Here is a 23013-nt window from a genome sequence, read left to right as displayed (position 1 = left end):
GAACGATCATGTCAAACAGTGCGGCGGGATGCGGGTTCTCGGGCGCGGGGTCGACCGTCAGGGCTGTTCGCTCAGCGCCTGCAATCGGGTCTCCTCGAGGTCGAGGCGGCGCTGGGCCGCACCGAGCGTCTGCGAACTGTAGGTACCACGCGCCCGGGCCTCGAGCAGAGCCCCACGTTCGGCCGCGATGGTGAGCAACCGCAGCCGGATGTACTGCTCGCGCCGTTCGTCGTGGTCCGGATCCGGCGACGACGCGCCGCGTTCGTCCCGCACGCCGATCAGGCTGTCCGCCCGGACCCGCTCCACGGTCTGCGGATCGACTCCGGACGACGACCCGGTGAGCTCCTTCTCCCCCGCGTCGGCCAGCTCGGCGAGCAGCGTGCCGTATTCGGTCCGGAGGCGTTCCTGGTCGTCGGCCGGGATCTTCACGAGCCGGATCACCGCCGGCAGTGTCAGACCCTGCAGCAGCAGTGTGGTCATGGCGACGACGAAGGCGATGAGGATCAGTTCGGCGCGGAAGGGTGTGTCGCTGGGGAGCGACTGGGCCGCTGCCAGTGTGATGGCCCCACGCATCCCGGACCATGCGAGCACCACCCCGCCGCGCCATCCCAGTTTCTCCGTGACGAGGAAGTCCGCGTCGGCAGTGGCACGGTCGAACCGTCGTCCGATATATGCCCTCCGGCGGGAGGGAACGTCGGCGTCGGCGAAGCGCTGCGCGATCCTCTCGCGGCGCTGTTCGAGCACCGGGAGCGCTTCCGCCGCTTTCCGCTCGTCCCGTTTGAGGACGGCGACGAGCGGGACGACGAAGAACATACGCACCGCGATGACGAACGCGCTGGCGACGAGTCCGATGAGCAACCCCTCCGTGGTCGACAGTCTCGCCTCGTCGACCTCGTCGAGGAGATGTTCGAGGCTCAGACCCATGAGCAGGAAGATCGCCGATTCGAGCAGGAAGGCGACGGTCCGCCAGTTGACCTCCTCCGCGACGCGGTCCGCGGCGCGCAGGTATTTCGGGCCGAGATGTCCCGTGACGACCCCGGCGACGACCACTGCCAGCACGCCGGAGGCACCGAGTTCCTCCGCGGGTACGAAGGCGACGAACGGCAGGATGAACGACGCGGCGGTGTTGAACACCGCGTCCTGGAACAGACCTCGGATGCGGACGTTGACGAGCCCGACGACGATGCCGATGACCGTGGCGACCACGACCGAGTAGAAGAAGTCCCCGGCGACCTGCCACAGCGAGACCGCTCCTGCCATCGCGGCGATCGCCGAGCGCAGCAGGACCAGCGCCGACGCGTCGTTGACGAGACCTTCGCCCTCGAGCACGGTGAGCAGGCGTGACGGCAGACCGAGCCGGCGGCCCACGGAGGTGGCCGCGACGGCATCGGTGGGGCTGACGACGGCGCCCAGCGCGAAGCACGCGGCCCATCCGAGATCCGGGATGAGCAGGTGGAACAGCACTCCCGCACCCGCCGTGGTCACGACGACGAGGAGTACCGCGAGTCCGCTGATGGCCTTGAAGTTCCGGCGGAAGTCCTGGGCCGGCATGCTCAGCGCGGCCGAGTACAACAGGGGCGGAAGGATGACGGTGAGAACCAGTTCCGGCTCGATCTCCACATCGGGGACACCCGGGACGAAGCTGAGCACCGCCCCGACCACCACCAGACCGAGCGGCGCCGCTACTCCGAGGCGTTGCGAGAACGCCGCGACGCTCACGATGCCGGCGATGCCGACCACTGCCATGAGAACCAGATTCATTCGGATCATTGTGCTCGCTCACGACCCGTCGACCGTGGACCGGCTCGAGTGGGGTTCGTCGCGGTCGGGCGTATATCTCGGGCTTTCTCGTTCAATGAGAAGGTCGATCCTCCGGGTCGTCATCGCTCCCAGACTCGTGGGACACATCGGTGTCCCACGCGCGCGCGGGACGGCGACGACCATGCTGAGGAGAACCCTATGGCCTTGCTCGACGAAGCCCTGTGGACGGGAAAGATCCATCTCGACGGCTGGCGCCCCGGCAACGGCGGCACCACGAAGGTCACCAACCCCTCGACCGGGGAACAGATCGCCGAGATCGGTCTGGCCGACCCGGACGACGTCTACGCCGCCGCCCGCGCTGCTGCCGCCGCGCAGAAGTCCTGGGCCGCCACCGCACCGTCCGAGCGTGCGGAGATCCTCCGCCGCGCCGGCGAGAAGTTCCGCGAGCACGCCGACGAACTCATCGGCTGGGGACTCCGGGAGGCCGGGTCCATCCCGGACAAGGCCGCGATGGAGGTGTTCGGTTCCGCCACCGAGTGCTTCGAGGCGTCGGCGCTGCCCACCCACCCGCACGGTGAGTACCTGCCGTCGGACAACGGTCACTGGTCCATCGCGCGCCGCCTGCCCGCCGGCGTCGTCTCGGTGATCGCCCCGTTCAACTTCCCGTTGCTGCTCGCGATGCGCTCGGTCGCCCCGGCGCTCGCTCTCGGCAATGCGGTGCTGCTCAAGCCGGATCCGCGGACCAGCGTCATCGGCGGTGTCGCCGTGGCCCGGATCTTCGAGGAGGCCGGGCTTCCCGCCGGTGTGCTGCAGGTGCTGCCCGGTGGCGGTGACGTCGGCGCCGCGACCGTCGACGCTCCCGAGGTGCGGGTGGTCTCGTTCACCGGATCCACCGCCGCCGGACGCCACGTCGGCAAGGCCGGCGCGGAGCATCTCAAGCGCACCCACCTCGAACTCGGCGGCAACAACGCGATGATCGTGCTCCCCGGCGCCGACGTCGACCTCGCTGCCGGTGTCGGAGCGATGGGATCGTTCTTCCACCAGGGCCAGATCTGCATGACCACCGGCCGGCATCTGGTGCACGAATCCGTCCACGACGACTACGTGCGAGCCCTCGCCGCGAAGGCGGATGCGCTCGTCGTGGGCGATCCCGCGGGCGGCCCGGTGCACCTGGGCCCGATCATCGACGAGCGTCAACTGGCGAACATCGACACGATCGTGCAGGACACCGTGGCCGCGGGTGGCACTCTCGCTGCCGGCGGCACGCACGAGGGGTTGTTCTACCGGCCCACCGTCCTGACCGATCTGACCACCGAGATGCCCGCCTGGGGCCAGGAGATCTTCGGTCCCGTCGCACCGGTGCTGAAGTTCTCCGACGCGGACGAGGCCGTCGAACTGGCCAATGCGTCCGAGTACGGCCTGTCGGTGAGCATCGTCGGCGATGTGGGGCAGGCGATGAAGATCGCCGACCGGATCCACTCGGGCAAGATCCACATCAACGAGATGACCGTTGCCGACGAGGCCAACGCTCCCTTCGGTGGGGTCGGGGCATCCGGTACCGGTTCCCGCTTCGGCGGTCCGGCCGCGAACATCGAGGCGTTCACCGAGACCCAGTGGGTCACGGTACGTCCCGACATCGCGCCCTACCCGTTCTGACGCAGATCGCGAATCGGCCGGGCGAGCATGCGCTCGCCCGGCCGTTCTCGTATGCCTGACAAGGCTATTCGGCGAAGGTGAGTCCGCGGGCGGCTCGTTCCTCCACCGCCGCAGCCGTTTCCTCCGCGATGAGGTCGGCGTTCACGGCCGCCCCTGTCATCACGCCGGCCCCGGCAGCGACCACGACCACCGCGGAGAGGTCGGCGGAGTTGCCCGCCGCCCACACGCCGGGCAGAGCGGTCTTCCCCGTCGGGTCGGTCTCGATGAAGGTGCCCACGGGATGGTCGGTGACCGTTCCGCCGAGCTGCTCGTACAGGTCGGCGCGGGCGACGAAACGCGGTGCGACCACCACGGCGTCGACATCGACCTCGGTGCCGTCCTCGAGCACCACGGCACGGACCTCGTCGCCGTCCGCTCGCAGTTCCGCGACGGCGCCGTCGACGATCCGCACGTCGCGTGCCTCGAGCTGGTCGCGGGCCTCGCTCTCCGGGGCGGGCGCCGAGTGGGTGAAGAAGGTGACGTCGTCGCTGAGCTGACGGAACAACAGGGTCTGGTGCACGCTCATCGGCCCCGAGGAGATCACGCCGATGCGCCGGTCCCGGACCTCCCAGCCGTGGCAGTAGGGGCAGTGCAGGACAGACTTGCCCCACAGTTCGCGGACTCCGGGCAGGTCGGGCAGCTCGTCGACCAGGCCCGTCGCGAGGATCAGTCGACGTGCCTGCACGGTGGTGCCGCCGGAGAGACCGATCTCGAATCCCGTGTCGCTGCGACGAGCGGATTCTGCTCGTGCGGACAGGATCTCGGCGCCGTATCCGGCGGCCTCCTTCCGACCGAGAGCCAGCAGTTCGGTCGGCGCGATGCCTTCGTGCCCGAGCACATTGTGCGCGGCCGAGGCAGGGGCGTTGCGCGGTTCACCGGCGTCGACGACGAGCACCGAGCGGCGCGAGCGTGCCAGCGCGGTGGCGGCACTCAGTCCGGCCGAGCCGCCGCCGATCACGACGACGTCGTAACCGTCCTGCGTGGGATTCTCCTGGGTGTTCATCGGTTCTCCTCCTTGATTGCCTGTGCGATCCACACGGTTCGGGATCCACGCACCACCAGATCTGCCCGGTGCAGCACCGACTCGGGGCCGTCGCCGACGAGCCGATCGAGCGTGTCGAGATCCTCGTCGGACACGGCGTTGTCGAGGCCGGTCCGCATCCGGCTCAGCACCGCGTGGGCGTATCGGCGCGCGGTGTCGTCGACGTCGGCACCGAGTTCGTCGCGGCGCATCTCGACCATCCCGAATCCGGCGCGACGCAGGTTGTCGCTCCAGTCGGGCCACCTGTTCCACCCTCGGGACGCTGCGGCCTCGTGGCATCTCGCTTCGAGTCCCGGCGTACCGATACCGATGTCGTCGGGCAGGAATCGTGGTTGCGACTCCATCTCGGTGACGACCACCGTCCCCCCGGGTGCCATCGCCTCGGCGAGTTGCCGGAGCGTCGCGTCCGGATCCTCGATGTGGTGCAGGGACAGTGCCGCCCAGGCGAGGTCGATCGCACCGACGGCCGGAAGTCCTGCATCGAGATCCACTTCGACGGTCCGGATCCGATCGCCGAACCCGGTGTGCTCGGCGGTGTTCCGGAGTCGTTCGAGCATCCCGGCGGATCGGTCGAGGGCGACGAGTTGCGCGTCGGGGAACCGGCGGGCCAGGGCGAGGGTTCCCGTGCCCGTCCCCGCGCCGATGTCGACGATGGTGCGAGGCTCCCGGTCGAGTTGTCCGGCGACCCGGTCGAGCAACGACTCGAAATAAGGCCGGTGCATCGCGGCGTCGAGGTCGAGGACCTCGGCCATCGACTCGTCGTGCGCGTGGTCGTGTACGGCGTGGTGTCCGTGATGGGCGTGGTGGTGCATGACTCCACGCTAGAACGCGTCATCCAGTTTCGGCATACACTCTTGCCTATGGAGCAAGAATCGTCCGATCTGGACCAACTCATCCGCCAGCGCATCCGCAGCCTGCGACTCGCGCAGGGGTGGACCCTCGACGCTCTCGCAGCCCGGTGCCACATCAGCCCGTCGAACCTGAGCCGCATCGAGACGGGTCGTCGCAGGATCGCACTCGACCAGCTCGTCCCCATCGCGCGGGCACTCGACACCACGATCGACCAGCTCGTCGAATCCGGCGAGGACCAGGACGTGGTGATCAGACCCCAGCCGTGCGACACCCCCGGGTACACGACCTGGCTGTTGTCGCGGGAACGATCACTGGGCGGCGTCACCATCGCCAAGATGCGGATCACGACGCAGGAGCCGGTGCCGGCCGACACGCTCCCGGTGCACCCGGGGCACGAATGGTTCACCGTCCTGACCGGCACGGCCCGGCTCCAGCTCGGCGAGCGGACGATCCTCATCCAGGAGGGCAACGCCGCCGAGTTCTCGACGATGACACCGCACGCGATCAGCGCGCACGACGGGCCGGTGGAGATCCTCACGATCCTCGATCACAACGGGGAGCGTGCGCACCTGCGCAACCCCGGATCGCGCTGAAGCCGCCGGGTTCATCGATCAGGCGTACAGGCGGTCGACGAACGCCCGGAGATTCTCGCGGACGCGTTCGGCCTTCTCCTCCGGCTCGAGGTCCTCGCGGTAGCGGCTTCCCAGTGCGGGCTTCTTCTTGCCGCGTGCGTACAGCGAACACTGCAGGTCGATGCACATGTACGTTCCGACCGCGTTGCCCGCTCGACCCGCATCGCCGACCTTGTTCGCCGTCATCAGCGCGATGCCACCCCGGGTGTGGGTGGTGAGGCAGATGGTGCACATCTGCGTCTTGCCCGAGCCCTGCTGTTCGAACCGCATGGCGACACCGACGAGTTCGCCGTCGCGAGGGACGACGATGTAGCCGCGTCCGGGGAACGACGGGTCGGTCCAGCCGAGGAAGTCGAGTTCGTCCCACGGCCGGTCGTCGAGATCGCGCGGCACCGGAAGCCGCTTCGCATCACCCTTGGAGCAGTTGACGAAGGATGTTCGAATGTCCCGTTCGGTGAGCGGGTCCATGGCCGGAACCACCTTTCGTTCGCGTATGTACCGACCCGAGGACGGTACGCGCCCCACTCACACCGGACAAACGATTTTCGCGGTGCTCACGCCGGCGAACGCGGCGCGCCGATACCCGGATCGATCGTCACCGGACCGGATGCGGTGGGCGCGACCGGGAAGTCGAAGATCGCCGTCGGAAGGTACACCGTGGCACACGAATTCGGGATGTCCACGACACCCGACAAGCGTCCCTCGATGGGTGCAGCCCCGAGCAGGAGATACGCCTGCTCGGGGCTGTAGCCGAATTTCGTCAGGTAGTCGATGGCGTGCAGACACGCCCGCTGGTACGCCAATTGCGAATCCAGATACCGCTGCTCGCCGTCGAGTGTCACGGACGTGCCGGAGAACGCGAGCCACTCGGAGTACTGCGGGTCGGTGTTGCCCGGCATGAAGATGGCGTTCTCGCTCACCCCGTAGGTCTCCATACCTCCGGGGATCAGGTCGACGCGCAGGTCGATGAACCCGCCCATCTCGATGGCGCCGCAGAAGGTGATCTCGCCGTCACCCTGGGAGAAGTGCAGGTCGCCGACCGAGAGATTCGCACCGTCGACGAAGACCGGATAGAAGATCCGGCTTCCCTTCGTGAGGTTCTTGATGTCCTGGTTGCCGCCGTTCTCCCGCGGCGGAGCGGTGCGTGCCGCTTCGGCCGCGACCCGGTCGAAATCGGCGCCCGACAGGCTGCCGAGAATCGCGCCGTTCGGCTCGGGCGGCAGCGCCAGCGCCGGTTCACGGTCGGGATCCGTCGCGATCAGCGCGGCTTCCCGGGTGTTCCACGTCGACAGCAGTTCGTGCGACGGCGCCGTCCCCATCAGGCCGGGATGCACGATGCCGGTGAACGACACGTGGGGCACGTGGCGGCTCGTCGCCTTCTGCCCGGAGAAGTCCCAGATCGCCTTGTAGGCGTCGGGGAACTGGTCGGTGAGGAATCCCCCGCCGTTCGTCTTCGCGAAGATGCCGGTGTAACCCCAGCCCTGTCCGGCGAGCGGACCCGAGTCCTCCTGCGGGATCGGGCCGATGTCGAGGATGTCGACGATCAGCAGGTCGCCGGGCTTCGCCCCTTCCACCGCGAACGGTCCCGACAACGCGTGCACGATGTGCAGCGGGGCATTGCGGATGTCGTCGGCGGAATCGTCGTTGTGGATCTCGCCGTCGAACCATTCGCGGCAGTGCACGCGGAAGGAATCCCCCGGTTTCAGCGTCGCGACGGGCGGGATGTCGGGGTGCCACCGGTTGTGGCCGATCTTCTCCTGATCGGTGAACCGGCGGGTCGAATCGAGGGGGAACACGACGTCGGGCACGGGACCTCCTGCAGCGGTGACGGATCAGGGACTGTGACGATCGGGGACGGTGTCGGTCAGGGGCGGGGTAACGAGCGGTGCCGGGGATCGGTGGAAACCGGCCGGGACGGACGCCTCGACGCTCCCGGCAGGGCGCCCGAGACGACGTCGGGTTCGGACGCGGTCCGCGCCGTCGCGTCGTGCAGACGCATCGCCGCCGAACCGCCCCGGCCGAGACGAGGCGCGGTGAGCGAACGACGAGCCTGCTGCGCACACTGCGGGCACGGCGTCGACGAGGAGACCTCGCTCATCGGAAGGGAGACGTCGAACGGCCCGCAGTCGGCACATCGGAACTCGTACAGCGGCATCGGCATCGCCTTTCGCCCGTCGGTGCACCGACCATAACGGACCGAACGGCAATTCGCGGGCCGACACCGAACGTCGCGGGGAACGAATGCGGGCGGAAACCGGCGACAGAAGTCGGCTCATGTCAGAATTGCCGGGTTCGAGGTTCGGGGCAACACGCGTCGATCCATCATTCGGCGGAGGTACGCGTGAGAACCATTCGATCCGACGACGGCTGTTCGAGATCCCGCCGCACCCGCGCCGCGATCGGCGCGATTCCGGCAGCCGCCCTCCTTCTCGCGGCCGGATGCTCCACCGCCGGGTCGTCGAACGAACCCGACACGGTCCGTGTCGAGTCCGTCGCCGCCGGAGACATCTTCGATGCCCCGCATTCGCTCACGGTGCGCCCGGGAACGTCCGAGCTGTGGGTGACCAATTCCGGAAACGATTCCCTGACCGTGGTCGACCTCGCCGAACCCGGGTCGGCCCGGCAGCTGCGAGACGGCTACGGAGAGCATTTCACCGCTCGCCCGTCGGGTATCGCATTCGACGAGGACGGAGATTTCTTCGCGGTCTCGAACAATTCCAACAACGAGGTCCGCGATATCGAGTTCGTCCTCAACCCCGAGCGGAATTCGCATTTCAAGGGGAACAATTTCATGGGTCCGACCTTGTTCTCCGCAGAGACGTTCGCGCTTGCCGGGCAGAACAAGCAGTATCTCGACGACTGGCCCCAACCGGGCATCAGTCACGATCCGCCGGACGATGTTCCCAGGCATCAATGCCCGGCCGAGTACTGGTCGGATTCGACCGCTCGCTGCGTCTGGCCCCGCCAGGGCAGCCATCTCGACATGCTCCACGGCAACCCGCTGAGCACCGGCATCACCCACGACCACGCCAATGCCTACTTCGTCCTGGACGGGTGTGGGGCGCGCGACGACACGAACACATGTCGCGGACCCGGACACGTGGCGCGTGTCGATTTCAACCGCGATCACCAGGAGGGCAACGGCTTTCACGGGGATGCCGTGACAACGCGATACGTGGATCTACCGTACGAGCGGGTGGACGGCGTGCCCAGCGGCATGTTCCTCCACGACGGCTGGGTGTACTACTCCGATACCGGGGCAGGGGTCGTCCGGCGCTTCCGACCCGACAGTGGCCGATACGAGCTGATGGTCGACAACTGGAACGACTCGCCCGCCGGCCACGGTGAACAGGGACCCGGCGTCATCGACTGGAGCCACATCGAGAACGGCCCCGGCGACGGCGACGATCCCGAGACGGTGGCAGCGTGGGTCGAACGTCGCGGCAACCACGAGGCCATCGCGGGAGCGGGCGACCGCTGGATCCGGCCGATGGAGACCCTGTCCGAGTATTCCTATGTGTGGGAAGCGACCCGCGAGGACGTCACCGCTCCGGATGTGATCGGCCGCCCGGCCGGTCTTGCTGCCGGCGACGATTCGTGGTTCGTCTCCGACCACTCATCCGGTCGCATTCTCGAGTTCGCGTGGGACGGCACCCCGCGCCGCGTCTTCGAGACGGGCAGGTCCGGAGTGACGGGTCTCGCGACGACATCCGACGGGCAGTCGTTGTACTTCGCGGACAGCGAATCCGACGGGATCTACCGGATCGATCTCACCTGATCACCCGATCCGCGACGGGGTCGGATCATTCCGTGACACGCTCCCGCTTCGTCAGCACCAGCGGTTCACCCTCGGTGATCGCGATCGTGTGTTCGCTGTGCGCGGTACGCGAGCCGTCGGCGGAGCGGATGGTCCAGCCGTCCGGGTCGTAGACGATCTTGTCCGTCCCCGCCGCGAACCACGGCTCGAGGGCGAGGGTCAGGCCGGGACGCAGCACGAGTCCGCGGCCCTTGCGTCCGGCGTTCGCCACGTGCGGATCCTCGTGCATGGTGCGACCGAGTCCGTGACCGCCGAATTCGGTGTTGACGGGGTAGCCGTACTCGGCGGCGACGGCGCCGATCGCTGCAGAGATGTCGCCCAGGCGATTGCCGGGGAGCGCGGCGGCGATACCCGCGGCCAGCGCCACCTCGGTCGCCTCGACGAGATGCCGGTCCTCGGGACGCTCCGCGCCGACGATGATGCTGCGCGCCGAATCGGCGACCCAGCCGTCGATCGAGACGGCGATGTCCATGCTGAGCAGGTCGCCGTCCCGGAGCACGTAGTCGTGCGGGAGTCCGTGCAGCACTGCGTCGTTGACGGACAGGCAGATGACGTTGCGGAACGGTCCGCTCCCGAACGACGGCGCGTAGTCCCAGTAGCACGAGACTGCGCCGCGTTCCTCGATCATGTCCCGTGCGCGCTGTTCGAGATCGAGCAGGTTCACGCCGGGCCGGGCGCGGCCCGTCAGGTCGTCGAGCAGTTCGGCGATGAACGTGCCGGTGACGTCCATTGCCGCGATCTCACCGGGGGTCTTCAGTTCCAGCACGGGGGTACTCCTCAGGATCACATAACGGTATTTAAATACCACCCTAACGCGGTGATCGGTATTTTCATACCGACACGGCTAGACTGCGGGTCATGGTGCGACTCCCCCTGACCCCGGAACAGCTGGCCGCCGGCAAACGCCTGGGCGGACGGCTGCGCGAAGCCCGAGGCAGCAGGACGCTCACCGAGGTGGCCCGGGCCGCCGACATCTCGCCGGAGACCCTTCGGAAGATCGAGACCGGACGACTGGCGACGCCGGCCTTCGCAACGATCGCCGCCCTCGCACGGGTGCTGCGCGTCTCCCTCGACGATCTCGCCGAACTGGCCCTTCCCTGCACCGACCTGCAGCGCACCGGATAGCCCCGCCCCGCGTGACGTAACAGCGGGAGACATCGGCAGCGATATCAGGAGGCACACCACCGCGACAGCGAAGGGACCCCGATGTCGATGCAGCCTCCGCCGGACGGATACGGCTACGGCTACGGCGCTCCCCCGCCACCCTGGCCCACCCCGACCCCGCCGCGACGACCGAAGTGGCCGTGGCTCGTGGGCGGTGCCCTGCTCGTCGCCGTCGTCGCCGCGGTCGCCGCTCTGGTCGTCGTCCTGACCCGCTCATCCGATCCGGGATCGGAGAGCGCCGTCGCCGCGAGTCCGTCCCCGTCGACCGTGACGGTCACCGCGTCGCCGTCTGCTGCCCCACGAGCGGAAGCGGATCCGCCCGCCCCGCGAGCACAGGCGAGTCGGTCCGCCGCTCCGAGCGGCTTCCCGGCCAACGGCACCCTGAAGGTCGGGGTGGACATCGCACCCGGCGAATACGCGCTACGCCCGACGGATTCGCTCGGTGGTTACTGGGAGCGGCTGTCGTGCCTGACCGGCGACTTCGAGTGCATCACGGCCAACAGCATCGTGCAGGGCAACAGCTACGTCACTGTGCTTCCGGGCGACGTGGCCCTGCGGATCGAGGACCTCGAACTCACGGCGACCGGCAATCCCGCGCCCGCGACCGGACCCGCACGTCCACTTCCGCCCGTGTCGGCCTCCGAGGACACCGACCCCCAGGGTTTCGTCGGCATCCCCGAGGCGCGGTGCAACCACACGAATCCCGCTGTCACCATCGGACAGACGGCCGACTCACTCGTCGTGGTGTGCGAGACCGGGGCCGGGCGGTACTACTACAAGGGCGTCCGTACGAACGACGGGGCGGCGATCGAGATCGACGATCCCGTGCCCTCGGGCGACGGTTTCACCGCCACGAACGCCGGTGTGCAGTACAGCATCTCGTCGAGTGCCCTCGTCATCTCCGAGGGGTCGACGGTGCTCGCCGAGGAGCCGATGCTGCAGTACTGGTCGCGGTGATCGGCAGTACCCGTGATCACCGGGGACGCGAGACCGCCTGACCCGCGCCGCTCCGCCACACACCGTGCACCCCGCTCGGTCCGATGCCCCGATCGAGCGCGAGCAACAGGACGGCACATCCGATTCCCGACAACACCAGGCTCGTGCCGAACAGCGCGGGATAACCGAAGACGTCTCCGACCACACCGGCGGTGAATCCCGCGATGCCCTGCACGACGACGATCGCGCACGCGAGCAGGGTGTAGTCGCTGCCGGCGTGGTCCCTGTCCGCGGCGTCCATCATGAGCGTGAACACCGCGACCGTCGCGGCACCGCCGAGGATGTGTTCGGCCAGGCTCGCGGAGACGATGAGCCCGAACCCGCCGTAGCCGAGCGACGCGACGACGTACAAGGCGAGGCTCGCCGTCTGGGTGACGCCACCGATCAGCAGGGCCTGCCGGCGACCGCGACGGAAGCACAGCCACCCGCCGAGCGCGGCGCCGCCGAGAGCGCCTGCCGAGGACAGCACGCCCTTGACCACCGCGATCTGCCCGAGGGTGAGTCCGGAGTCGGACATGAACGGGCCCACCATCGCCGACCCCATCGAGTCACCGAACTTGAAGCCCCCGATGAGCAGGATGAACGCGAGCATGCCGGGGCGGCGCAGACGCGCCCACCACGCGACCGTCATGCGGGTCGCGCTTCTCGGCTCCCGATCCGGCGTGGCCGCTCGCTCCGTGCGCGGCAGTCGCCACACCGGGATCGTCGTCAGCACCAGCAGGAACGCCATCGCGAGGAACAGGCTGCGCCAGCCCGCGAGAGAGAACACCCACAGCAGCGCTCCCCCACCGACGATCATCCCGATGCGGTACGCGCCGACCTGGATACCGTTCCCCAGCCCGCGCTGTGTCGGTCCGAGCAGTTCCACGGCCAGACCGTCCGTCGCGACGTCCTGTGTGGCCGAGAGGGCGTTGACCACCGCGATGCCGACGAGCAACCACCGCAGCGTCGACGACAGATCGAGGCACGCCAGGATCAACGACACCGCCGACGCCGCGAGCTGGAGCGAGAGCAGCCACTGCCGCCGCGTTCCGTAGTGGTCGACGTACGGCGCCCACAGGAACTTCAGCGCCCACGGCGCGAACAGCACACCCGTCGCGCTGATCGCGATCAGCGAGAAGCCCGACTCGCGGAGCACCACCGGAAGCGCCTGGGTGAAGAACCCGTACGGCAGGCCCTGCGCGAAGTACAGAGCGGCAAGCAGCGCGAGCGTGCCGGTCGGGATGCCGAGCCGGGCCGGTGCAGTCATGCGGACATGGTGGCAGAACGGTGCCGACCGTCCCCGACGAGCATCGGCGAAACGGGGTGTCGGTCCGCGGCGATACAGTCGGCGAAACAGACGAAAGCGGCACCCGCTTCTCCGGAGAGGACGTGATGAGGGAGTTCCTGGGGTTCTTCGCCCTCCTGCTCGTGATCGGTTTCGTCGTCTCCTATTGGAAGGTCCTGCTCGGCATCCTGGTGATCGCGGTCGTCGGAGCCGTCGCCTGGTTCGTTCTGAAGTACCTGCTCGAACAGCAGCGCGAGGCACGCGCCCGGGACGCCGCACGCTCCCAGGAGCTGACGCACAACGCCGCAGCCCAGCATCACAGCTACCTGCAGGGATTCGACCACGGCATCTACGGCAACTATCCGCCCGTGGATCTCGACAAGCTCTGATCGCGCCGTCGCTCTCCGATCGCACAGTCGCCCATCACCGAGGCGCAGCTCACGTCGCGGCCGATGGGAGGATGGTGCCCGTGCCGATGCCCTCACCGTTGCCCGTCAGGAACGGGGTCGGGGCCACGCGACTGCGTGTTCCGACCTCCGGTCCGTGGTCGACGGTCGCCGAGTACGTCGTCGCACGCTTCGACCATCTCGACCCCGACGATCTCTATCGCCGCTTCGACGCCGGCGAGATCGTGGGGATCGACGGAGAACCGATCGGCCGTAGCACGGTGCTCGGAGCGCACCGGTTCGTCTGGTACTACCGCGATCTGCCCGTCGAGGAACCGGTGCCGTTCCACGAGGAGATCCTGCATATCGACGACGACCTCGTCGTGGTCGATAAACCGCATTTTCTTCCGACGACTCCGGGCGGGCGCTACCTGCGCGAATCGGCACTGGTCCGGCTGCGGACCCGTCTCGACAACCCGGATCTGACACCGATCCACCGGCTCGACCGGGCGACCGCCGGGTTGGTGATGTTCTCGGCCCGGCCCGAAACGCGCGGTGCCTACCAGTCGCTGTTCGAGAAGCGGAAGGTCACCAAGGTGTACGAGGCGGTGTCCGCACTGCCGGCGGAATGGGATCCGGCAGCGCCGGAGATCGCCGGACGTCCGGTCCCCGTGCTGTACCGCAATCACATCGAGGCGCGGCGCGGTGAGTTGCGCGTGGTCGTCGACGACACCCGCGAACCCAACTCCGAGACGCTGATCGAGGTGCTCGGATCCGGGGTGAGCGGGTCGGGACGGGCCGTCCTGCACACTCTGTTGCGCCCGCACACGGGTCGGATGCATCAGCTGCGCGTGCATCTGGCGGCGCTCGGTATCGGGATCCTCGGCGACCACTGGTATCCCGTCCTGCTGCCCGAGACGCCGGACGACCATTCGCTTCCCCTCCAATTGCTCGCGCGGGAACTCGAATTCGTCGACCCCTTGTCGGGGGACGAGCGTCGCTTTTCCACCCGGCGCAGCCTGGCCGAAGCACCGACCACGCAGGACTGAGTGCGCCCGAGCGGATCCTGGTCGATCCTCCGAAAACTCCGACATGCCCGGCTTCACGAAATACGCTGGTAGGCATGACCAAGGTCGTCGACGGTTACCTCCGGTCGCCACTGTCGGGCATCGCACCGTGGATCCTCATGTCCGTCCTGTCGGCCCCCGGACGGTTCGAGGAAGCGGTGTGTTTCGCTCTCGGCCTCGTCCTGCTGACGATGTGGGTGGGCGCGCGACGCGGCATCAAGATACACGCCCTCGACGTGTTCGGCGCGGCGTTCTTCGTCGTGCTGGCCGCGGTGGGCCTCATCGCGTCGGACGGTGTCATCGACTGGATGGAGATCTGGGCGGGTGAACTCACGAACATCGCGCTCGCGGTGTTCGTCGTCGCCACCCTGATCGCGCGCAGGCCGTTCACACTCCCCTACGCGAAAGAGGACACGCCCCAGGAGTACTGGACGTCTCCCCTGTTCATGAAGATCAACTACGTGATCTCCGCGGTCTGGGCCGGTGCGTTCACCTTCTCCGCCATCATCGGGTTCATCGGTGACGCCGTGATGCGCGACCCGGGCAACTTCTGGACCGGCTGGGTGCTCCAGCTCGCGGCGATCTTCTTCGCGGTCTCCTTCACCGAGTTCTATCCGGACTACGCCGGAGCGAAGTTCGCGGCGTCGCAGGGCGAGTCCGAACCCGCCCCGTCGCTCCTGGAGCTGATCGACTGGATACCGACGTTCGTGCTGGTCGCGGGCATCTTCGGGTGGGTCACCGACTCGATACCGGATGCGGTCGGCATCGGCATGATCGTCGTCGGCATCATCGGCAGCGCGGTGATCGGCAGACTCTCACGGAAGACCGAGAAGGCCTCCACGTGACGCGGCTGCGCCGAGTGGAGGCTCGTCTCGTCGGAATCGTCGGCGCGTTCCTTCTGGCGGTCGCCACCTCGGTTCTCGCAGTGCCGGGGGTCGCGTCGGCCGAGGTCGTCACCGTCCCGTTCCGGATCGACCCCGCCTCCTACGGCAATCCGAACGGAAGCTTCGATGTGCCGCCCGTCCGGTGCGCCGTCCGGATCGGTGAGACGGAAGGAGGCGTGACGATTACAGGGAACAAGCCGGAGGGCTGGGGCTGCCTGATCTACGCCCGGATCGACTGGTTGAACCTGACGACCGGGGCATCCGGTACTGCGCGAATGTCGGACGGATTGAACGGTTTCCCACCGGAAGCCGTCCTGGCAACGGGGATCGGACAGGTCGCACTCGTACTCCATCCCCTTCCGGGGCCACCCATGACTCCGGGCTTCACGACATTCTTCGTGCCCTGACACCCCGATCTCGATGTCGGCGGCGGTGTGTACCGTCGGCCCGGTGGCAGCCAAGAGGACCCGAGTGGCTCGCGTCGTGATGATGTGCGGCCCGGCCGGTGCCGGCAAGACCACCTACGCCAAGCGCCTGGAGCGCGAGGGGTGGTTGCGTCTGTCGTACGAGGTGGAGTTCTGGAATCGCGGGATCACGACCATGCCCTCCGCCGACGTGGTGGCCGAAGTATCGGCAGATCTGAAAGCGCGCTTGCTTCGCCATGTCACGGCCGGGAACGATGTCGTGCTCGACTTCGGATTCTGGTTCCGGCGACAACGTGACGAGTTCCGCGCACTGCTCGCACCGCAGGGCATCGTGCCGGAGACCGTGTACATCGCGACACATCTCGCGACCATCCTGAGCCGGGTCGGCGACCGGCACGGGCGGTGGGCGGACGATTGGCCGCTGACCGAGCGGACGGCGACGGAGTACTTCGAGCGGTTCGAGCCGCCGACGCCCGAGGAGGGACCGCTCGACGTGGTCCGCTAGGCCGAGACCTGCGCGGAAGGACGCTCTGCCGCTTCCTCACCCACCGCACGGCGCATGCCGACCGCGTAGAGCAGCACTCCCACGACGATCCACGTGACGAGAGTCGAGAGCGCGACGAGTCCGCCTGCGCCATCGAAGTATGCGGCCGAGCGCACGAGGGTGCCGGCAGCACCCGGGGGCAGGATCTGGCCGAAGGTGCCGAGTCCCGACGGCAGCCATGCCGATGTCGTCGCGATACCGGCCAGCGGATTGCCGAGGAACATCATGGCCATCGCACCGATGGTGAACCCCTTGGCGCCGAAGGCCTTCTGGAGTCCGGCCAGCGGAAGTGCCAGGGCGGCAATGCCGAGGGCCATGGATCCCGCGACCGGCCAGAAGGTCGATTCGATGCTTCCGAAGGCGAAGGTGAGGATGGACGCGACGACGATGCCACCGACGGCGGCGAAGACGAGCAGGCCGGTCAGGTACCAGCCGTCGCTGCGCGGCAGGATCTTCCGGAATGCGACGACCGGGACGATGCCACCGAAGACGAGCGGGAAGGCGAGGCCACCGATGCCGACACCGGTAGGGTCGGATTCCGGCAGCGGGACGACGTCCTCGACGGTCACGTCGGCCCCGATCGCTCCACCGACCGCCTGCGCGGTGCCGGCGAGCGAACCGGAGATGGCGGTCGAGCCGGCGCCGGCGACCAGCGTGCGGATGCCCGACTCGTCGACGACGAACCCGCCGATGACGTCGCGGTCGTGGATGGCGTCGCGCAGTTCCTGCTCGGAGGCGAAGCGCTGCGAGGTGTAGGCGTCGGGGGCCGCCGTCGCGAGCGAGGTCTCGAACCGATCTGCTGCCGTGGATGTTCCGACGATGCCGACCTGCAGATCGTGCGGTCCGCTCTTCAGCGACGGCATGATGAAGACCAACAGCATGAGCACCAGGATCACCCCGAGCCCGCACGTCATTCCCAACAGCGCCAACGCGGCGTGAGGCTTGCGCGCGGTGGAGTCACTCGCGTCGGGAACTGTCGTCGTAGCGGCGTCTGCCATCGCGTCTTCCTTGTCCGAACCATCGTTAAGTGGATGATTTTCCTCCACTTGCATCGGAGAATAATCCTCCGGTTAGGATGGACATGTCAAGCGAAGTTCCTCACAGCCCGGTCCGGAAGGAAGGGAACCGATGCGTGCCGATGCCGCGAAGCGTCGTCAGCTGATCGTCCAGGAGGCGCGTCGCCTGTTCGCAGCCCACGGCAGCGACGTGGCACTCGAGACGGTCGCGGAAGCAGCCGGAGTCGGCATCGCCACCCTCTACCGGAACTTCGAGTCCCGGGCCGCGCTGGCCGACGAGGTCGCGCTGGCGATCCTCGGCGACATGCGCGCAGCGGGCACCGAGGCCCTGGAGCGGGTCGGCTCGTCACCCGAGGACGCGTGGGTGGGCTATGTACAACGGCTGGTCGAACTCGGCCTCGGTGCGCTCTCGGCGACCCTCGCCGAGTTCGTGACCGACGAGATCTCCGGATCGGTGCGCGACGCCCAGGCGCAGACGCTCGCCGGGGTCGAGGAACTGCTCGACGCGGTGCGGGCCGCGGGCATCGTGCGTCCCGACCTCCACGCACTGGACCTGGTCCTGGCGATCGGCCTGATCACCCGCCCCCTACCCGAGGCGATCCGCGCGGCGACCCCGGATCTCGTTCCGCGATTGGTGTCGATCGTTCTGGCGGGTATGCGACCGTCGTGAGCCGCGTGCACATCGGCGTTCCTGCGTATCCGCGGGCGTAGGATCACAATCAGCCGGTGTCGGCGACGCTCGATCGCGGGAGCGGACATGGGCAGGTCGACGGTCCTGGACCACGCGCGGGCAGCGTTCCGCGCGCGCGAGTGGCCGCGCGCCCTGGACGGATTCCGCAGCGCCGACACACTCACCGCCCTGTCCGCGGGCGACCTCGATCTGTTCGCCCGAGCCGCATACCTCACGGGACACGACGACGACAGCGTCGCGCTGTACGAGCGCGCCTTCGCCGCACATCTCGAAGCCGGCGAAACCGAGAGCGCGGGTATCAGCGCTTTCTGGCTGTGTTTCCTGCTGATGGGACGCGGTGAAGTGGCACGGGCCGGCGGTTGGCTGGAGCGAGCCCGACAGTCGGGTGTCGCCGACCGATCGGACTGCGCGACCAGCGGCTTCCTGATGATCCCCGGAGCAGTACAGGAGATGTACGCGAACCGGCCGACCGAGGCATTGCCGATCTTCACCGAGGCTCAGCGCATCGGACGGGCCTGCCACGACGCCGACCTCCTCGCTCTCGGCTCGCTGGGTATCGGACAGTGCCGCGTCATGCTCGGCGACGTCGAGGGCGGGCTGCGGACACTCGACGAGGTACTCGTCTCCGTCGGCCTGGGCGAGGTCTCGCCCGTCGTCTCCGGACTGGTGTACTGCGCGGTCATCGAGACCTGTTACGGCACATATCATCTGCAGCGGGCGAAGGAGTGGACGCAGGCCCTCGGCCGTTGGTGTGATGATCAGTCCGGCCTCGTTCCCTTCCGGGGACAGTGCCTCGTCCATCGCGCCCAGATGCTGCAACTCGAGGGTGACTGGTCCCAGGCCATGGACCTCGCCCGTCTCGCGCTGCAGCGACTGTCGGATCCACCCGGCCAGCCCGCGATGGGAATGGCCCTGTACGAGCAGGGCGAACTGCACCGTCTGCGCGGCGAGTTCGCCGAGGCGGAAGCCGCCTACCGCTCAGCGGGCATGTACGGGCAGGAAGTGCAGCCGGGTATGGCGTTGCTGCGTCTGAGGCAGGGTGACACCACCGCAGCGGTCGCCGGGATCCTCCGGGGTCTCGGCGAAGCCTCGAATCTCGACCGGCCACGGATGCTCGCGGCCCACACGGAGATCGCGCTCGCCACCGGGGACGTCGCCGCCGCGCGACGCAGCGCCGACGAGATCGAGGCGCTGACCCGGACGCAGGACGCCCCGGCACTGGCAGCGATGGCCGACCACGCGCAGGGCGCGGTCCTGCTCGCCGAAGGTGACCCCTGCGGCGCCCTCGAACGGCTGCGGCGATCCGGCAGGCGCTGGCGTGACCTCGGTGCACCCTACGAGCGCGCCCGGGTGCGGGTGCTGCAGGGTCGATGCTGTGCCGCACTCGGTGACGACGATGACGCCCGGTTCGAATTCGACTCGGCAGCAGCGGTATTCCACGGTCTGCACGCGTTGCCGGATCTGCGTGAGCTCCGCGTTCCCGAGCTCGCGAACGCACCGAGCGGACTGACCCCCCGGGAGGTCCAGGTGTTACGCGCCGTTGCTACCGGCAAGACGAATCGTGCCATCGCGCACGAGTTCGTCATCAGTGAGAAGACGGTGGCCCGGCACCTGAGCAACATATTCACCAAGCTCGACGTGTCCTCACGAGCAGCGGCGACGGCCTATGCGTACGAGCATCGTCTGCTCTGACTGGGTAGAACTGCCCATACGCTCCCACCTTCGATTGCACACTCCTCCCGACGCGACAGAGGGGCGGCAGTGCCTAACGTCGTCGGTGTAGTTCCCTCACCTCGGGGAGTCGTCATGACCGTCCACAGCACACCCCGCCAGATCGACACCGTCATCGTCGGCGCAGGTCAGGCAGGCCTGTCCGCCGGCTACCATCTGGCCCGACGCGGCCGTCCGTTCCTCGTCGTCGACACGAACCGACGCGTCGGCGACAACTGGCGCTGCCACTGGGACTCGCTACGCCTGTACAGTCCCGCCGGCTACGACGGCCTGCCCGGCATGCCGTTCCCGGGCGACCCGCACCGCTCCCCCACCAAGGACGAGCTCGCCGACTATCTCGAGTCCTACGCCTCCCGGTTCGATCTGCCCGTGCTCGGCAGCACCCGGGTGCGTCGCCTCTCCCGCGACGGCGACCGGTTCGTCCTCGACTGCGGCGACACGCGGATCGAGGCGAACAACGTCGTCGTGGCCACGGGCACGTTCGGTCGAACCCCACACGTCCCCAGCTTCGCCTCCGAACTGGATCCCGGCATCGTCCAGCTGCATTCGAGCGAGTATCACGATCCGTCGCAGTTGCGTGACGGTCCGGTACTCGTGGTGGGGGCCTCCCATTCCGGCAGTGAGATCGCCTACGAGCTGGCGGCGTCCCATCCGACGATCCTGTGCGGACGCGACACCGGGCAGTTGCCGGTGCGCGTGGACAGTCCCGCCATGCGCGTGTTGTTCCCGGTCCTGTGGTTCGTGTGGGGCCATGTGCTGTCCGTGCGCACTCCGTTGGGACGACGTGCTCGCGAGGACGAACGGCGCCATGGCGCGCCGCTGCTGCGGATCCGCCGGCAGGAGCTGGCCGCGCGCGGCGTCACCCGGATCACCGAGCGGGTGACCGGGGTGACCGAACTCCGTCCCGTACTGTCCGACGGCCGGATTCTCGACGTGGCGAATATTGTGTGGTGCACCGGATTCCGCCAGAACTACGACTGGATCGACCTACCGGTGTTCGACACGGATGGCTGGCCGCGCGAGGAACGCGGCGTGGTCCCCTCGGTGCCCGGCTTGTACTTCACCGGTCTGTGCTTCCAGTCGTCGTTCCGGTCGATGCTCGTCGGCGGGGCCGGCGCGGACGCGGAGTACGTCGTCCGTCACCTCGTCGCGCGCGGCGCACCCACGTCCGCCGGAACGGATCCGGATCGGCACACGACGCGCTACATGTCGAAGCGGAACTCCACCACGTCGCCGTCGGCCATGACGTAGTCCTCGGCCCTCGAGCCGGCCGATGTCAGAGCGACCGCTCGAATCCGGCGTGGGTGCAGCCGTAACCGAGCCGCGCGCCGAACGCCCGGGCCTGCTCGTCGGCAGGGTCTACGGCGATCTGTGCGAGCGTGGCACCCCGGTTCCGGCCGTGATCGTGGGCCCACTCGAGCATGGCCGTGCCGATGCCGCGGGAACGTTCGGACGAGGCGACCCGAATTCCTTCGACGAGCAGGCGGGTGGCACCACCACGGAACAGACCCGGCACGATCGTCAACTGCATCGTGCCGACAATCCGGCCGACCTCGTCGCGCACCACCGCGAGATAGTGCGAGGGGTCGCGGGCGACGGCGTCGTACGCCTCTTCGTACCGGGCGAGTTCCGCACCGTCGCAGGCGGCCTGCTCGTCGTCGGAGAGCAAACCGACGATCGCCGGTACGTCGAATCGGCCGGCACGTTGCACCCGATAGCTCCTGTCGCCCAACCGGATCTGCCCGCCGACCGATTCGCGGGCGCGGGCCTGCAAGCGGGCGATGAGCAGGTCCAGCCAGCCACCGACGTGCCGTCGCGCCTCGACGGTGTCGGGATAGCGGCACCGCAGGTGCAGACCCGACTCGTCGAGGATGAACCACAGCATCACCCCGTCGGTGCGGATGGTCGCGCCGACGTACTGCGCCTCGACGCCGGTGGCGTCGACCCGGACGGGAAGCCGGCGCAGGTCCAGCCAGGAGATCGCGAACATGCCCGGGGCCTCCGGCATCCCACCCCACGGGCACAGGATGTCCTCGAGCGGCCAGGATCCGAGCCGGACCGCCTCCTTGACCGCGTCCGCGGCCGCACGAGGTTCGGGGACGGACGATTCGAGCACCGAATTGGTGATGAACCAGCCGACGGAGTCGTGCCAGGTGGCGTCGTACCGGCTGTGCACCGGGAACACCGCCCGCAACGGGGATCCGGCCAGTTCGAGGGTCACCTCGGTCATGGCCGCGACCACCAGCGCGAGGGTGGACACCCCGTCGTCCTTGGCCTGAGCGGAGAAGGCGGCGCTGTCGTCGACGTCGAGCACGTCGCGCACCTCCACACGTTCGCGTTGGAGGCTCGCCACTCCGAGGGAGAGCGGGAAGCGCGGCATCACGTCGCCGCTGGCGGCGAGCACCTCGGCCCAGCGCTCGTGGACCTCGGCAGGTGCGGCCGCGCGGTCCTGCAGTGCCCGGGTGTGTTCCGCGAAGGCCGGTGTCGACGGCAGGGACGGTTCCCGTCCCGCACGCACGGCGGCGAGGGCGGCGAGCAGGTCGCGGGCGATCACCAGCATGGACCACATGTCGACGTGCGAGTGATCGGCGGCGACCACGACGGTCGGTTCCGTGGCGGTCTCGAGCACGCACAGCCGGTGCGACGGCCGGTTGTAGGGCGAACATGCGCTGTCGAGGACGTCCCGCAGAGCGTCGTTGACGGCCTGACCGGGACCGATCGGATGTTCGACCCAGCCGCCCGGGCGAATCTCGGCCTCGTGCAGGCGCGGCTCCCCGTCGTCGCCGTGGGTGAACACCGAGCGCAGGGTGCCGTGCCGCGCGATCACCGCCAGCCACGCGGTCGCGAGATCGTCGGACGACACCGGCTCGAACAGACGGAAGGACAGAGCCATCCACGAGCCGGGACGATCACCCGCGCCGACGTGCCGCCGCTGGTCGAACGACACAGGAAGCGCCCGGCCGAGCCCCGCGACGGTCACGTCGTAACCGAGCAGTCGGCCGAACGGCAGGCGCAGGTGCGCCACATTTGTCAGCCGCATGCC

At 68.3% G+C, this 23013-nt stretch carries 23 protein-coding genes; 13 read left to right on the top strand and 10 right to left on the bottom strand.

The window, feature by feature from the left end:
- Positions 1-57: 57 nt before the first annotated feature.
- A complete protein-coding gene (locus tag B9C99_RS00425; RefSeq protein ID WP_088896625.1) occupies positions 58-1761 on the bottom strand; it encodes a sodium:proton antiporter in 1704 nt (567 codons plus the stop codon).
- 198 nt (positions 1762-1959) lie between these two features.
- Between B9C99_RS00425 and B9C99_RS00420 the strand changes: the two genes are divergently transcribed.
- Positions 1960-3417, top strand: coding sequence for a benzaldehyde dehydrogenase (locus B9C99_RS00420; protein ID WP_016693912.1), 1458 nt, complete (start codon positions 1960-1962; stop codon positions 3415-3417).
- Between the two features lie 64 nt (positions 3418-3481).
- Here B9C99_RS00420 and B9C99_RS00415 read toward each other — a convergent pair whose 3' ends face one another.
- Entirely contained in the window at positions 3482-4459 is a 978-nt protein-coding gene (locus B9C99_RS00415; protein ID WP_088896624.1) for an NAD(P)/FAD-dependent oxidoreductase, read from the bottom strand.
- A complete protein-coding gene (locus tag B9C99_RS00410) occupies positions 4456-5310 on the bottom strand; it encodes a trans-aconitate 2-methyltransferase (RefSeq protein ID WP_088896623.1) in 855 nt (284 codons plus the stop codon). The genes B9C99_RS00415 and B9C99_RS00410 overlap by 4 nt, the downstream gene beginning before the upstream one ends.
- A 48-nt stretch (positions 5311-5358) precedes the next feature.
- Here B9C99_RS00410 and B9C99_RS00405 point away from each other — a divergent pair, with 48 nt between their 5' ends.
- Entirely contained in the window at positions 5359-5943 is a 585-nt protein-coding gene (locus tag B9C99_RS00405) for a helix-turn-helix domain-containing protein (protein ID WP_016693915.1), read from the top strand.
- 18 nt (positions 5944-5961) lie between these two features.
- On the opposite strand, the gene B9C99_RS00400 is transcribed toward B9C99_RS00405, so the two are convergent.
- From B9C99_RS00400 to B9C99_RS00390, 3 genes are all read right to left on the bottom strand, one after another.
- Complete coding sequence (locus B9C99_RS00400; protein WP_016693916.1) at positions 5962-6450, bottom strand: FBP domain-containing protein; 489 nt, start codon at positions 6448-6450, stop codon at positions 5962-5964.
- An 86-nt stretch (positions 6451-6536) separates the two neighbouring features.
- Complete coding sequence (fmdA, locus tag B9C99_RS00395) at positions 6537-7790, bottom strand: formamidase (RefSeq protein ID WP_088896622.1); 1254 nt, start codon at positions 7788-7790, stop codon at positions 6537-6539.
- A gap of 56 nt (positions 7791-7846) precedes the next feature.
- Positions 7847-8137 (bottom strand): FmdB family zinc ribbon protein, encoded by a 291-nt coding sequence (locus B9C99_RS00390; RefSeq protein WP_026061508.1) that lies wholly within the window; start codon positions 8135-8137, stop codon positions 7847-7849.
- Positions 8138-8323: 186 nt separating this feature from the next.
- Between B9C99_RS00390 and B9C99_RS00385 the strand changes: the two genes are divergently transcribed.
- The gene (locus tag B9C99_RS00385; protein ID WP_088896621.1) at positions 8324-9760 is read left to right on the top strand and encodes a hypothetical protein; all 1437 of its coding nucleotides are present in this window, start codon (positions 8324-8326) and stop codon (positions 9758-9760) included.
- A gap of 25 nt (positions 9761-9785) precedes the next feature.
- Here the strand turns inward: B9C99_RS00385 and map are convergent, their stop codons facing one another.
- A complete protein-coding gene (gene map, locus B9C99_RS00380; protein WP_026061509.1) occupies positions 9786-10565 on the bottom strand; it encodes a type I methionyl aminopeptidase in 780 nt (259 codons plus the stop codon).
- 92 nt (positions 10566-10657) lie between these two features.
- On the opposite strand from map, the gene B9C99_RS00375 reads away from it, so the two are divergent.
- Together B9C99_RS00375 and B9C99_RS00370 are read left to right on the top strand one after the other, a co-directional pair.
- The gene (locus B9C99_RS00375; protein ID WP_088896620.1) at positions 10658-10924 is read left to right on the top strand and encodes a helix-turn-helix domain-containing protein; all 267 of its coding nucleotides are present in this window, start codon (positions 10658-10660) and stop codon (positions 10922-10924) included.
- A gap of 81 nt (positions 10925-11005) precedes the next feature.
- Entirely contained in the window at positions 11006-11920 is a 915-nt protein-coding gene (locus B9C99_RS00370) for a hypothetical protein (protein WP_143543529.1), read from the top strand.
- Positions 11921-11936: 16 nt separating this feature from the next.
- Here the strand turns inward: B9C99_RS00370 and B9C99_RS00365 are convergent, their stop codons facing one another.
- Complete coding sequence (locus B9C99_RS00365) at positions 11937-13208, bottom strand: MFS transporter (RefSeq protein ID WP_088896618.1); 1272 nt, start codon at positions 13206-13208, stop codon at positions 11937-11939.
- 125 nt (positions 13209-13333) lie between these two features.
- Between B9C99_RS00365 and B9C99_RS00360 the strand changes: the two genes are divergently transcribed.
- The 5 genes from B9C99_RS00360 (at position 13334) to B9C99_RS00340 (ending at position 16493) form a co-directional block, all read left to right on the top strand.
- Positions 13334-13615: a hypothetical protein gene (locus B9C99_RS00360; RefSeq protein ID WP_143543528.1), complete on the top strand. Its 282-nt coding sequence runs from the start codon at positions 13334-13336 to the stop codon at positions 13613-13615.
- A 71-nt stretch (positions 13616-13686) separates the two neighbouring features.
- Positions 13687-14661 carry a pseudouridine synthase gene (locus tag B9C99_RS00355; protein WP_088896616.1) on the top strand — a complete coding sequence of 325 codons (975 nt, stop codon included), beginning with the start codon at positions 13687-13689 and terminating at the stop codon, positions 14659-14661.
- Between the two features lie 74 nt (positions 14662-14735).
- Positions 14736-15524 carry a hypothetical protein gene (locus tag B9C99_RS00350; protein WP_088896615.1) on the top strand — a complete coding sequence of 263 codons (789 nt, stop codon included), beginning with the start codon at positions 14736-14738 and terminating at the stop codon, positions 15522-15524.
- On the top strand, positions 15521-15970 hold the full coding sequence (locus tag B9C99_RS00345) for a hypothetical protein (protein ID WP_367301592.1): 450 nt from the start codon (positions 15521-15523) through the stop codon (positions 15968-15970). Before B9C99_RS00350 ends, B9C99_RS00345 begins: the two co-directional genes overlap by 4 nt.
- 43 nt (positions 15971-16013) lie before the next feature.
- Positions 16014-16493 (top strand): ATP-binding protein, encoded by a 480-nt coding sequence (locus tag B9C99_RS00340; protein ID WP_253249916.1) that lies wholly within the window; start codon positions 16014-16016, stop codon positions 16491-16493.
- On the opposite strand, the gene B9C99_RS00335 is transcribed toward B9C99_RS00340, so the two are convergent.
- Positions 16490-17530, bottom strand: a complete 1041-nt coding sequence (locus B9C99_RS00335) for a hypothetical protein (protein WP_088896613.1) — start codon at positions 17528-17530, stop codon at positions 16490-16492. The genes B9C99_RS00340 and B9C99_RS00335 overlap by 4 nt on opposite strands.
- Before the next feature lie 130 nt (positions 17531-17660).
- On the opposite strand from B9C99_RS00335, the gene B9C99_RS00330 reads away from it, so the two are divergent.
- From B9C99_RS00330 to B9C99_RS00320, 3 genes are all read left to right on the top strand, one after another.
- Positions 17661-18218: a TetR/AcrR family transcriptional regulator gene (locus tag B9C99_RS00330; RefSeq protein WP_088896612.1), complete on the top strand. Its 558-nt coding sequence runs from the start codon at positions 17661-17663 to the stop codon at positions 18216-18218.
- An 87-nt stretch (positions 18219-18305) separates the two neighbouring features.
- Positions 18306-19931 carry a LuxR family transcriptional regulator gene (locus B9C99_RS00325; RefSeq protein ID WP_088896611.1) on the top strand — a complete coding sequence of 542 codons (1626 nt, stop codon included), beginning with the start codon at positions 18306-18308 and terminating at the stop codon, positions 19929-19931.
- Between the two features lie 114 nt (positions 19932-20045).
- Positions 20046-21221 carry an NAD(P)/FAD-dependent oxidoreductase gene (locus B9C99_RS00320; protein ID WP_016693930.1) on the top strand — a complete coding sequence of 392 codons (1176 nt, stop codon included), beginning with the start codon at positions 20046-20048 and terminating at the stop codon, positions 21219-21221.
- A 25-nt stretch (positions 21222-21246) separates the two neighbouring features.
- Here the strand turns inward: B9C99_RS00320 and B9C99_RS00315 are convergent, their stop codons facing one another.
- A complete protein-coding gene (locus B9C99_RS00315) occupies positions 21247-23010 on the bottom strand; it encodes a GNAT family N-acetyltransferase (RefSeq protein ID WP_088896610.1) in 1764 nt (587 codons plus the stop codon).
- Between the last annotated feature and the right edge of the window lie 3 nt (positions 23011-23013).

This window comes from Rhodococcus sp. BUPNP1, from assembly GCF_002215235.1.
GTDB lineage: Bacteria > Actinomycetota > Actinomycetes > Mycobacteriales > Mycobacteriaceae > Rhodococcus.
The sequence above is the reverse complement of the archived record's forward strand: the minus strand, read 5'-3'. Positions and strand labels throughout refer to the sequence as shown.